Annotated in this window: 13 protein-coding genes; 2 read left to right on the top strand and 11 right to left on the bottom strand. The window is 59.6% G+C overall.

Translation table 11 applies throughout. The features are described from left to right. Positions 1-93 precede the first annotated feature (93 nt). Positions 94-348, top strand: a complete 255-nt coding sequence (locus FSY45_RS22405) for a hypothetical protein (protein ID WP_046462624.1) — start codon at positions 94-96, stop codon at positions 346-348. 38 nt (positions 349-386) lie between these two features. Here FSY45_RS22405 and FSY45_RS22410 read toward each other — a convergent pair whose 3' ends face one another. The 11 genes from FSY45_RS22410 to FSY45_RS22460 form a co-directional block, all read right to left on the bottom strand. Then, entirely contained in the window at positions 387-788 is a 402-nt protein-coding gene (locus tag FSY45_RS22410; protein WP_223305774.1) for a hypothetical protein, read from the bottom strand. Beyond that, on the bottom strand, positions 785-1,279 hold the full coding sequence (locus FSY45_RS22415) for a hypothetical protein (RefSeq protein WP_046462623.1): 495 nt from the start codon (positions 1,277-1,279) through the stop codon (positions 785-787). The genes FSY45_RS22410 and FSY45_RS22415 overlap by 4 nt, the downstream gene beginning before the upstream one ends. Then, entirely contained in the window at positions 1,267-1,902 is a 636-nt protein-coding gene (locus FSY45_RS22420; RefSeq protein ID WP_052951142.1) for a lysozyme, read from the bottom strand. Before FSY45_RS22420 ends, FSY45_RS22415 begins: the two co-directional genes overlap by 13 nt. Beyond that, entirely contained in the window at positions 1,899-2,195 is a 297-nt protein-coding gene (locus tag FSY45_RS22425; protein ID WP_046462622.1) for a hypothetical protein, read from the bottom strand. The genes FSY45_RS22420 and FSY45_RS22425 overlap by 4 nt, the downstream gene beginning before the upstream one ends. A 50-nt stretch (positions 2,196-2,245) precedes the next feature. Continuing rightward, complete coding sequence (locus FSY45_RS22430; RefSeq protein WP_046462621.1) at positions 2,246-4,048, bottom strand: hypothetical protein; 1,803 nt, start codon at positions 4,046-4,048, stop codon at positions 2,246-2,248. Position 4,049: 1 nt separating this feature from the next. Further along, entirely contained in the window at positions 4,050-4,490 is a 441-nt protein-coding gene (locus tag FSY45_RS22435) for a hypothetical protein (protein WP_046462620.1), read from the bottom strand. An 8-nt stretch (positions 4,491-4,498) separates the two neighbouring features. After that, positions 4,499-6,781, bottom strand: a complete 2,283-nt coding sequence (locus FSY45_RS22440; protein ID WP_046462619.1) for a hypothetical protein — start codon at positions 6,779-6,781, stop codon at positions 4,499-4,501. Continuing rightward, entirely contained in the window at positions 6,778-7,944 is a 1,167-nt protein-coding gene (locus tag FSY45_RS22445; RefSeq protein WP_046462618.1) for a hypothetical protein, read from the bottom strand. The genes FSY45_RS22440 and FSY45_RS22445 overlap by 4 nt, the downstream gene beginning before the upstream one ends. Continuing rightward, positions 7,938-8,483, bottom strand: a complete 546-nt coding sequence (locus tag FSY45_RS22450) for a hypothetical protein (protein WP_046462617.1) — start codon at positions 8,481-8,483, stop codon at positions 7,938-7,940. Before FSY45_RS22450 ends, FSY45_RS22445 begins: the two co-directional genes overlap by 7 nt. Before the next feature lie 116 nt (positions 8,484-8,599). Continuing rightward, complete coding sequence (locus tag FSY45_RS22455) at positions 8,600-9,715, bottom strand: hypothetical protein (RefSeq protein WP_046462616.1); 1,116 nt, start codon at positions 9,713-9,715, stop codon at positions 8,600-8,602. A gap of 9 nt (positions 9,716-9,724) precedes the next feature. Beyond that, a complete protein-coding gene (locus FSY45_RS22460; protein WP_046462615.1) occupies positions 9,725-10,126 on the bottom strand; it encodes a hypothetical protein in 402 nt (133 codons plus the stop codon). 38 nt (positions 10,127-10,164) lie between these two features. On the opposite strand from FSY45_RS22460, the gene FSY45_RS22465 reads away from it, so the two are divergent. Next, positions 10,165-11,070, top strand: a complete 906-nt coding sequence (locus FSY45_RS22465; protein WP_131667203.1) for a hypothetical protein — start codon at positions 10,165-10,167, stop codon at positions 11,068-11,070. Positions 11,071-11,257 lie beyond the last annotated feature (187 nt).

An 11,257-nucleotide genomic window follows, 5' to 3' on the forward strand; every position in this document is an offset into this window, starting at 1 on the left:
TGCTGGCTACTACTCTCGCTGATCGATCATCTGCCGTTGCCCGTTTCCGGTCGGTTGTCCCAGAGTGGTTACCTGCGCTGAGACAATCCGGCCATGACCGATGAATCCCCGATCCACACAGTCCACAAGCGCGTTTGCCACACGTTCCTCCGGCACTGGAAGGCCCACAACAACGCCTATCCCAAGCTGATCAAGATGACGCCTGAAGAGCTGCGGCAGTTCAACATCGTCAACGCCTTTGCCAAGCCCGATGAAATGTGGGGTGTCCCGATCGAGGTCGACTCCAACACCACGGGCGTGATGATTGCGGTCGATGGGACGGAAATGTCTTTGGTCGAGGGCTATTGAGGGAGTCGCCAACTTATGGCCGGTGCGGGCCGGGAGGCTTAGAAAGCAGAGATGCGCTCGCCCAGGATCACGGACAGCTCGCGCATCACATCGAGCTGACGGCGCATACGGGCTTGCTCTCCGGGGTCCAGCTCGCGGAACAAGGCATTGCGCAGAATGAACTCGTCCAGCCTGGTGATTCGGATGTCCAGCTCTTGCTTTTCATCCAGCACACGCTGCTGGTGGGCCGGCAGCGCGCTGACACTTACATTGCCGCCATTGATGCAGTGCTCCAGCATCTCCTTGGCTTGACCAAAGTGCAGCAGGTTCGTGCCCGTGGGACTCATGCCAGGGTGTGGCGAGCGGGTGAAGGTGATGCCACAGTCCAGCGCGAAGTCGGCCGGCAGAGGCCAGGACAGGAAGCGGCCGACCATCTGCTCGGTGATGGCAATTTTGCTCATTGGTTTTCCTTGGTTTGGGGAATCACTGGCCAGGCTGCGCGGCAGGTTGCTGCATCAGCTGCGTGGCCATCAGCTCGGATTGCCAGCTCTGTGTATCGCTGGCTGCACTGTCCGAATACGCGACTGAGGGCTCGGGCGTACTCGATGAGGGCGGTGGGGGAAGCGTCGGCAAGTCGCTGCTCGGCATCGGACAGTTGCTTGCGCAGGCCGTCACGCTCACGGCGAGCGCGATCAGCAGCAGCCTGCAAGCCGGCCTGCTTCTGGATGGCGTCATTCAGAGCTCCTTGGTATTTGTCGTTGACCGCGCGTTCCACGGCCAGCACGCGCCGGCCGGCGGCCGTGCGCTCATCAGCAATCTGCTCCCGGTATTGGCTGGCCTGCAGGCGCTCGTCGGCCAGCTCGGCTCCAAGGCGCGCTGCCTGGAAGTACCAGGCAAGAGCAGCGCCAGCAGCAGCGGCTGCCAGGGCCGTGTAGATGGTCAGCCGGGCCATGCCAGCCCCCACTCGCAGAGCTCGGCATTCGCATCGCCGCGGATCTTCAAGCCGGGCAGCACCACGGACACGCCATTGACCGAGCCCTTGTTCCAGCGCGTGTTTTCGCGGCAGGCCTTGATCCAGTTGCCCACATTCGCATCGCGGCGCATGGTGCTGGTCTGGAAATTCCCGTCGCCCTTGTTGTGCAGGAAGTCGTAGAAAGTGGCCTGTTGGAAGGGGTTGTATGTGCTCCAGTAAGTCAGTGAGCGCTTTGCGATCTGCTCATACTGCACATAACGCTTTTTCTCCAGGCGGAAGCATTCAGCGGGGCTGTACCACTTGCCCGCGATCACCTCCTTGCCCGTCAGTCCGTTGCAGACCGTCAGCGGCTGGCCCTTGCCCACCTTGTCCACATAGGGCGTGCCGATGTGGCGATTGCTGGATTCGTAGAACGCGGCCATGACCATGGCGATACGCATCCCATCGGGCATGTCAGGGTCGGCCGCTACCGCCTGGATGTATTGATTCTGCTGGGCCACAGCCGTCGCGGCCTGGTCCACGTAGTAGGTGCCGCTCCCCAAGCCAGTCAGGACCAGCAAGGCGCCGATGCTGGCTCGCAGTTGCACTGGAATCTTGCTCATGGCGTGCCCCCTACGGCAGCCTTGGCCTTATCGCGCAGCTTGTGGCGCGCCTGCTCGTGAACATAGTCACGGCGCCATTTCCAGACAAGGTAGGCCGCCTGCAATGCCACAAAGGCAATCGATGCCAGGACCAGCCAGTCACTGAGGGGCAGACCTGCAAGCCGGAAGCCCCCGGCAGTTACCGCCCCTGGGGTGGCTTGTGCGGCCGCGGTGAGAATGTCTTGTTTCTGCTCGGCACTCAGATGCTGGTGAATGCCCAGCAGCGCCAGCATTGATGCGAGAGCTTTTTTCATGCCCCGGAGTGTTCCGGGGCTAGGTCCAACAGTCGAACCCTAGAGGGGTGCTAGACGCTCTGGCTGACAGAGCCGCTGATTGCAGCAGAAGTGCTGACCATGCTCCAGGCGCTGGCCACGCGCTGCGATGCCGTCGCAAGGCCAATCTTCGCCGCCTCCAGGCGCGCATTGTTCGTCTGGATCGCCACATCGGTGTTGACCTTGGCCGTCTGCAGGCTGATGTTGGAGCCGGCCTCGTACTGTTTGATGTCCGCTTCCCAGCGGCGCATATAGCTCGCAGCCTTGGCCTCGATGGCATGCGCGCTCACGCGGTAGCCATCCACCAGAATGGCCGACTGCTTGGCCGCCGCGTCCATCTTGGCCACCTCGGCAGACAGCTTGGCCTTCCAGCCGCTCCACTCCAGCTCCTTGGCCGCGATCTTGGCCTGGGTCTGGGCAATCGCCACGCGGGCGCGCTCGGCCTGGGCGCCGGTATAGGCGCCGTAAGCCTGCACCTGGGACTTGTAGGCATCCTGCTTGGTGGCCTCGGCCTGGGCGCGGGCCTTGTAGAGCTCCACCTTGGAAGTCTCGGCGTTGATGGTCGCCACAAAGGCGCGAATCTGCTCGCCACCGGCTTGAATGCGGGTCTGCTCCAGCCCCACCAGCGTCTGCGCGGCCTGCACGCGGGCCTTGTAGATCTCCACGGACGCCATGCGTCCATCAATCTCCGCCTTGTAGCGCGCCACCAGCGACTGGTTGATGTCGGCCTTGGTCTGCTCTGCCTGCAGCAGCGCCTTGTAGACCTCGACCTTATTCATTTCCGCCTTGATGACGGTTTCGTAGGCCATGGCATAAGTGCGGTAGCCGTCCAGCAGTGCCTTGAAGCGCTCCAGCGCCGCATTGTGCGCGGCAATGCTGTGATCGGCCGCCGTCTTGGCTGCATCAAAGGACAGGCGATCCAGCTGCAAGGCCTGATCCATCAACTGCCCCTCCAGTGCCAGCCCCTGGGTGATCGCATCCTTGACGTTCGATTGCTCCAGCTCGGCCTGCTTGATCGCAATGTCACGGGCCAGGCCCGAGAGCTTGTCGTGGTACTCGCGCCGGGCGTCGGCCAGCTGACCAGCCAGCACCCCGGACGGCAGCGGGAACCCCAGCGCCTCTGCACCGCGCATCACCTCGCGCTCTCGCGCCAGGGCAATCTGGGTTTCGCGGTCGCGCGATCGATCCCAGATGGCCTGCTCCACCACGGGATTCAGGCCCGTGCCGCCCTGAATGCGCGCGGCCAGGATGGCCTTGAGGTTGCCCATCAGCTCCGAGGCATAGCCGGGCGCGCGCTTGAACTCAAAGGGCGCGGGCTCCAGCAGTTGCAGCTCGGGCACATCGTCCAACCTGTCCAGCCAATCCTCGTGCAGATTCACCCCGCCAAAGCTGTGCGTGGTCAAAGACAGGAATTCGGGCGCATCAGGCAAGCTCACATCCGGCGCATCGGGGATGGCCACCTCCCGCATCTGGGGCAAGGCCGGCGCCTGACCAATCACCAGATCAGGCGCCGCGCCAAAGTCCATGGCCGGCGGCTGCAGGTCGAAACTAGGCACCTCCACATCCGGCAAGCTGGCCAGATCCAGCGCCGCCGGCATATCGCCAGGCGTGATAAAGCCCACCTGTGGCAACTCGGGCAAGTCTGGCAGATCCGGCAAGTTGGGCGCGGCAATCGTGCCCCAGCGCACACTGATCGTTGGCGGCGTGTAGATGCTTGCATTGAGCGCATCCTGCATGGACTTGGTTTCGCTCAAGGCCTGGTTCGCCAGGTCGATGGAGCGCTCATACTTGTCCTGAACAATCTCGGCCGGGCCGTTGAAGTCAAACTCTGCCATCTCAAACTCTCCTTGTCTTGGATTTCACGCTCAGCACTTCCACGCGATCGAGCGTGAAGGCCTGTCCAGCGGGGTTACTCAGGCCGAAGCCCAGATAGTTTTCTCGGATGCCCTTGCCCACCGGGCAGCGCGTCTGGCCGCTGTCGCGCAGTGCAAAGGGATACGACCAGGACTGCCCGCCTGAGCCCAAAACCGTGAACTCGGCTTCGCCCTGGCCCTGCATGGACAGATAGACCATGGCAATCTGCTGCTTGAGCGTGTTCTCGCGCAACGTGACGGGCAGACGCAATGAGGACTGGATGGGCAAGCCGGCATCCGTGTCCCCGCCAAAGGCATACAGGCCCGTGGCGCTGCCGCCATGGCTTGGCGTGACGCTCTGGAAATCGTGGCGCGTGTACTCGGACACTGCGCCTGTGAGGGTGTTGACGGTGATCGCAGTCATGAAGGCTCTCAGAAGGGGTAAAACGATGGGGCATTGCGGGCGGCTTGCGGCCACGGCAGGACAGACTCAGCCTCTCTGACCCCGGCCACCGGATCCACCAGGAAGCGCCAGATTTGCCGGTCTGGAAAACTGCCGACCGCGATCTCCAGCAGCATTCCTGGCGTTTGCGGGCACTTCGCGCAGACAGCCGTGGCAAGCAAGTTATCGATTGACAAAGGCGCCACGATCTCGTCGACTTGCGTCGAAAGAAAATCGGACTTGGCGGTATGGTTCTCCACATCCCAATGCCCAATAGGCTCTGTATCCTCCAGCATGTTTTGGCTCGCATACAGTTCCTCTCCAAGCTCTGTGATATTCCTCCCAATATTGGCGTAGCCGGGATAGCCTGCCCGACCTGGCACTACTGGGAAGGTCGTTACCTCCCCTCGATACCAAATAGTCACCTGCGCCTTACGGATTGGGATGGACCTCGATGGCGTTTTCGTAGGCCCCTGTGGCCCATACGAGGATGAGGACTGGTGGCTCAACTCAGCCGAATGTTCATAAAACACCAGCAGTCCATCTGTGAGGCGCTGCAGCATCACTTGGCGGACTACAACCCGAGATGTGTACTGAACCTGGGCACTGCCGCTGTTGACTTCTTCACCACGTATCCGGTTTTGATAGAAGGTCCCTGATTTGACGCCCTCTACATATCTTTCACTGGTGATGATTTCGGGGCCGTGGCTGTACTTGCGGGAATTCTTGGCGTGGTATTTAAACTTCGATTCATAGCTGCCGGACTCATTGTTGACGACCTCCACATCCCCTGAAATGAGATCCACGCCCACCCTAGGCGGGGGCTCCTGAAAGCTGACCATTTCATGGTTGGAATCTGTGGGCCTTGAGTAGTCCACTTCGTAGACCACGCTATCTCTGTCGTCCTGAATCACAGGCTCCCCGCTATCGGTAATGCCAATCAGCTGACTCGTTCCGATCTCACTCGACTTTCTTATCTTGTAGGTATTCGTTTCCGAGTGGATGGCGAACACCCTCCATTTACTCGTACCCTCCGAACTAGCCGCCGAGATCAATTGCGGATGCGGCCAATATTGCTGCGACACAGCGAACCCGGCGCGAGTTGCCGACTGCACCACATTACCGATAACTCGTGAAATCGTGGGAGTGAATGCACTGGGGATGCTGGGGAGTACCTCATCTGCGACAGGCTCATAGCCGAAGTTACCTGCCCTGAAAGTTTTTATGACTTGCTCCGTCTCCTCGTATTCGGCGGGCCCAGCGTTGGTGGGGTATGTAGTCAGCGTCAGTAAGACGGCATCACCGCGTGAATATGAGAGGCCGGGCCACATATCCCGACGAATCTCAAAATAGTCTGGTGCATAGACAAGCGGCCCCACGATGGTGGAGCGCCGTCCCGCATACCTCTCAACCACCACAGCAAGGTATTTGCCGTTGGGTGAAACCACATGGTATTGACGATTACTCGGGTTCGGGAGCGGAAACAGACCCACAACGTCAATGAATCCAGGCGTATCGACAGACAACTCTTGGCTGTCGGCCGCCACCTCTTGCTTGATGACCGTGGTTTGCGCGTTGCTGCCAAAAGGCGGTGGACTCAAGTCGCTCACGCCCTTCTTGAGCACCGATTGGCGCATCGTTCGCGCGCCAGATACCAAAGTATTCACAAAGACCGCGGCGCCACCGGGAGAGACATGCATCAGCTCGCCCGGATAGTCGCCCGTGCTCAGCGGCGTGAACACATTCAAGTAGCCATAGCGACCCAGCCCCTGTCCGTCCTGCGCGGCATAGGAATAGCCCCAGCCACCAGGCACCGCGATAGCCCGGTCGGTCATCCCTTGCAGGGAAAAAATATCGGACTTCTCGGGCGCGCTGTACTCCTGCGCAATATTGCGAAACACCCACTTGGCCGAAAGCCGGCCGTCCACCAGTTCGTTGACCAGCAGCCAGATCTCGCCTGACTGCATCTGAGAGAACAGAATCCCGCTATCCACCTTGACGCGGCGGCTGCTCTGCGCCGGCCAGATTTGCATGATGTGCTGCCCGGCCACCGAGACAATGCGGTAAGCCGTGCCGTCCGCCAACTTGCCCAGCTGCGTGGGGTTGGGCACCTGGGACAGACGGGCCTGGCTCACATAGCGCGCAAAGACCTGCTGCGCCATCGCCCGTTGCTCAGTGCTGGCCGGTCCGCCCTCTACGCGCAGCGACGGCGGCACGGCCGCCGCTACGGGTCGGCCCAGCACATCGAAGGCAAATGGGTTCCACAAATTCATTGGGGCACCGCCAGATACTGAGGAATGCCATTCACCTCGCGGAAGGTCGCACACACCTCCTTGACCGTGGTGCGATAGCGATCAGCGCTCAGGCTGGCAGTCTGGCCACCGGCAAACCCCGCCACCACCTCGCCCCCTGCAATGCACAGCATGGCCTGGCCGCCGCCCGTGCCATCGCCCAGCTTGATGCGGTGCCCGGGCGCCGACACGCCGGAGCCAAGCACCACCGGGCCGCGCTTGGTGGGCACATAGGCCAGTTGCTCCCAGTCGGTACCGGCCAGGAACACCAGATCCTGCTCGGTGCCCACATACACTCCATCCTCCACCGGAACAATCGCCGTGATGGGCGCGGCCAGCGCCTTGAAATCGCGCCAGTCTGCCAAGTGGGGAGCCATGGGGCGCGAAGCCCACAGCACATTGCCCTGCGCCACCAGCACCCGCCCGCGCCAGAAGGCCGTGACCGTGCCCACTGGGAAGGGCTCGGCCCCCAGTGTGCGACAAGGCAGCACCAGGGCCGTGTTGTCGCCCTCGAACTCAAAGCTCCGGCCCATGGCCATGCCTGCAAGATAAGCGCCCTCCCCGTCCTTGCCGCTCAGATAGACATTGACCGCATGACCCTCCAGCTCGGGCAGCCCGTCCAGACGCAGACCACCCTGTGCCAGCATCAACGGCTCGGAGCTGATGGCCGGGCCTTCCAGCCGGTCAGCCAGGCGCACAAAACTCAGGGTGTAGCGGTACTGGCCAGGGTGCAACGCACCGAAGCACTGATCGGGCAGGCCCAGCGATTCAGGCAAGGCCACGCTGCGCTCCACGCCCGTGCGCCCGTCCGTCACGCCATGAATCAGACCATTGCTATAGGTAGTGCGGCCATCGGGCAGATCGCAATACCAGACTCGGCCCGATCCCAGCGCCGGGTGAATCACATGCCGCGCGCCATCGGGGTGAATCGCTGTCAGGGCGCTGCCGCCGGTCGCCAGCATGAAGCTGTGGGCCTGATGCAGGTTCTTGTGGCACTGCTCGGAAGCCACGGTCAGCCCCGCGCGGCGCGTGACCTCCCCCGTCAGGCCGATGTCTACATCCTGCGCCTGCAGCAGATCGCCGCTGCCCATGCGGTGCTCGGGCAGCACATTGTTGATGCCGGTAAAGCCTTTATAGGTCAGCATGCCGTTCCTCTATCCAATGTGGGGCGCCCGAACCGAACCGGGCACAGTGTTCTGGCGCGCATCGCCATGCCGCCCAGCGCCGGGCTGCCAAAGTTCACCGGCTGCAGGCTCCAGGGCGTGAATGACAGACCAGCGAGCTGCACGCGCGGAGTGCCAAAGCGCCCGACCTGCAGCCCCGCCACGCCAAAGCCCAGCTGCAGCGAAGACCCGCCAAAGCGCGCCGGCCGCAACGAATCCGCACGCGCAACCGTGACCAGCGCTGGCGCGCCAAAGCCCGCAGGCTGCAGACTCTGGACACGCAGGCCCATGGAAAGCCGGGGCTGACCAAAGCGCGCAGGCGTCAGACTGGGAGCGGGGCCGACCTGAAGAACCGCCTGCAGCGATGGGCGGCCGAAAGTCACCGGGCGCAGGCTCTGGGCCTGCAGTGTCACCTCGCCAGGGGGCATGCCGAAGCGCGCTTCGGGCGTACCAAAGCGCGCCGGCACCAGGCTATCAACCGCAAACTCACCCGTGTTCACCACCAGCGATGGGACACCCATGGAAACAGGCCTCAGGCTGGAAACCTGAAATCCGCCAGTTCCACTACTGGTTACCGATGCCGCCCCGTTGATCTGCGCTGCGTTAAAGCCTGGGTATGACATATGCTGCTACCTGGCTAAAAAGCGTCGGGCGGGCCAAATTCCAAGGGGAATCCGGCGGCTGTATTGGTGCACACAAAGAGGCCCTTCCAGTAGAAACGCCCCCTGAACGTTCCTCCTGCAGCCGCGGTGTCGATGGAGAAAATCATCCCCCGGATGCCCTTCTTAATATTGGTAGCCAGCACAATGCGCTGATGACTGCCATCAATGGCTGTAAGGGGCACGGCATTGACTAGATTGGTCTTGCTGACCAAGGCGCCACTAGCATTGACTTCGCCCACAGACACCGTAGGCGTGCTGGTAGCTGCGTAGTCCTCGCAGATGAAGCCGATCTCACTCGGGTAAAACCAGGTATCCGGGTCATCCATGCCAACCTGGAAGCCCACTCGGGCAATGCCACCGTCTGCATCTTCAGAAACCTCCGACCAATATTCCTCTCCGAGCGCCGGCTTCGGGATACCCGGGCCCAACCTCATAGCACGACCGGCTGAAAACACTTTGAACGGAGCTTCCGTGCTCTTGACGATCGAGCCCGGATAGTAGGCCTTGGTGCTTTGGTAGTCGGGCGCCACACCCAGCTCAATACCAAAAGTGCTCCCTACACCTTCTACAGACATGGACATGGGCAAGTAGGTAGCCTCATCCGCGCCCACTTGGGGCAACACCGGCGCGCCGCCAATTCCCCAAGAATTGGCAACCAAGTTTTGGCCAATAGGCGATCCAGCCGCAAAGCTATACACACGCAGGTTGTTGCCGAAATTGATGCTGAGTGCGCCCGTGTTCGGGGAAAACGCCGATCTAGCACGCGCCACATTCAACATGCCCGCCGTGATGCGGCACTCCAGCTTGGTGCCTTCATTCCAAGCCAGCGCCGTCGTTCCCTCCTGGCCTCTCAGAACCTCTACCGTCTTTTCGAGTTCGTTGATCCTGACGATGAACACGATTTCCACGGCATCGCGTTGATCGGGGTTGACGAGGGTCGCCCGCGCAAAGCTGGTGAGATTGAAGCGCCCCCCGCCTTCAATCAGGCCCGCCTCGGGCATCGTGATGGCAGAAGAAATCACGGTATCCGCGGCCGAGATCCCGCCCGCCAGAGCAAATCCGGCATTGTTGAAATAGCTCTCCTGCAGCATGCTGGCCCCTTACACCAGCGAGAGGATTTTGGCCGGCCCGTCAGACCATGGCGTGCTGACTTCGCTGCCGTTTGTGCTGAACGGGAAGCCTGTGACCACGTCGTAGTAAGCCAGCAGCGGCGAGGTGGCCGCGCTGCCCGTGTCCTTGAATAGTGCAATGGCCTTGACCGTGCTGCCGGCAGCCACCGCCCCGAAGGAAATGTCGTCCGCGTCAAAGACGCCGCCGGTCACGACCTTGTTCTGCAGCTCCACGGCCGCACCAACAACCGCGCCCAGGTCAGATAGGAATTCGTGGGTGTCGCTGTAGACATAGGCCGCAGGCACCAGCACGGCCTTGATGGTGTCGGCGCTGAAATTGATGGCGCCGCTAAGCAGCTTCTGTGCGCCCTTGGGATAGAACTTGTTGGCCATGGCAAAACTCCTGTGTGACTTGCAGGGAGTTTTGGCCAATGGCCTTCAAAGGTCGAACCCTAGAGGGGTGTCTAAGAGACTCTATTACATCCAACGAACGCTCATTTTCATATGGCGAGCGAAATGTGCAACAATTAGTATCTTTATCGTTAGAAATTAACCAATTACCTCATATGCCGAGCGTCGGAAAGCTAAACAATCGATTGAGTGATATTGCGGATCTAGAAAATTCCTTGTGGAAGTCATTTCAGAAAACCGAAAAAGAATATTTACCTTCAATGTCAAATCCATTCAAATGCATGAGGGATGTAATAAATTTAAACCAGGAAAAGCTGCTACCCTACCGCTATAACTATCCCGTCTACCTTGCATTCTCATTATTATCCACCTTCGGTGTCCTTCTAATCTCCTTCTGGTTTTTAGTGCCATATACTGTCTTTTACATCGCAGCAATGCATTCGAGGTCAAAATTCGTAGAAGCATTTGCAAAACATAAGCTTGCCAACTCAAACTTCGTGAACTACGCATTCGGAATCAATCAGCCATCATTGATTGTTGCCGGAATGATTAAGCTACGAGAGGCAGGAGGCGGGAAAATCACTCAGGACACGCTTCAATCCATACTTAAAATATTGAAAGCGAGCAACGACTATTCGGATGTCTCAATTGGCATTGCCGAAGCACTTAAGAAATTTTTATTTGGAGTTCCTTTTCTATTTATTGTTTGGATATATCAAAATTCCGTCACGTTTAACAACTACACCAGTAAAATACGAGATTTTGTTTTAAGCAACTGGATTGCCGGATTTTTCTTAATCTCTTTTTCTTTATTACTTCTGTATATTTGCTACGATTTAATTCTCGGTCAAACGCTTCACAAACGAACTAAGAAGAAATACTTCTTGGCACTGACCTTGCTTGCAGAAAATTTTAAAGAAAGATAGCGACTAAACAGTTATTCTGAGCCTACGCCTCATGACATTCACGACGGCGGCTTGCTGCTCAGCTACAAATTGGGTGTAGGTGTCGCGCACTGTTTCCGCATTTGCCTTGAACCCATCAGGTTAATTGAGCCATTTGCTATCGCCCGTAAGCATCACGCCCGCTATACAACCACCTCCGAACGAATCT

It is taken from the genome of Comamonas sp. Z1 (assembly GCF_008121555.1).
GTDB lineage: Bacteria > Pseudomonadota > Gammaproteobacteria > Burkholderiales > Burkholderiaceae_C > Comamonas > Comamonas thiooxydans.

Bases quoted from the DNA above. Each gene is read 5' to 3' on its own strand.
- FSY45_RS22410 (WP_223305774.1), bottom strand. From the start codon at position 788: ATGAGCAAAATTGCCATCACCGAGCAGATGGTCGGCCGCTTCCTGTCC.
- FSY45_RS22435 (WP_046462620.1), bottom strand. From the start codon at position 4,490: ATGACTGCGATCACCGTCAACACCCTCACAGGCGCAGTGTCCGAGTAC.
- FSY45_RS22440 (WP_046462619.1), bottom strand. From the start codon at position 6,781: ATGAATTTGTGGAACCCATTTGCCTTCGATGTGCTGGGCCGACCCGTA.
- FSY45_RS22425 (WP_046462622.1), bottom strand. From the start codon at position 2,195: ATGAAAAAAGCTCTCGCATCAATGCTGGCGCTGCTGGGCATTCACCAG.
- FSY45_RS22405 (WP_046462624.1), top strand. From the start codon at position 94: ATGACCGATGAATCCCCGATCCACACAGTCCACAAGCGCGTTTGCCAC.
- FSY45_RS22420 (WP_052951142.1), bottom strand. From the start codon at position 1,902: ATGAGCAAGATTCCAGTGCAACTGCGAGCCAGCATCGGCGCCTTGCTG.
- FSY45_RS22450 (WP_046462617.1), bottom strand. From the start codon at position 8,483: ATGGGTGTCCCATCGCTGGTGGTGAACACGGGTGAGTTTGCGGTTGAT.
- FSY45_RS22460 (WP_046462615.1), bottom strand. From the start codon at position 10,126: ATGGCCAACAAGTTCTATCCCAAGGGCGCACAGAAGCTGCTTAGCGGC.
- FSY45_RS22415 (WP_046462623.1), bottom strand. From the start codon at position 1,279: ATGGCCCGGCTGACCATCTACACGGCCCTGGCAGCCGCTGCTGCTGGC.
- FSY45_RS22465 (WP_131667203.1), top strand. From the start codon at position 10,165: ATGGCCTTCAAAGGTCGAACCCTAGAGGGGTGTCTAAGAGACTCTATT.
- FSY45_RS22445 (WP_046462618.1), bottom strand. From the start codon at position 7,944: ATGCTGACCTATAAAGGCTTTACCGGCATCAACAATGTGCTGCCCGAG.
- FSY45_RS22455 (WP_046462616.1), bottom strand. From the start codon at position 9,715: ATGCTGCAGGAGAGCTATTTCAACAATGCCGGATTTGCTCTGGCGGGC.
- FSY45_RS22430 (WP_046462621.1), bottom strand. From the start codon at position 4,048: ATGGCAGAGTTTGACTTCAACGGCCCGGCCGAGATTGTTCAGGACAAG.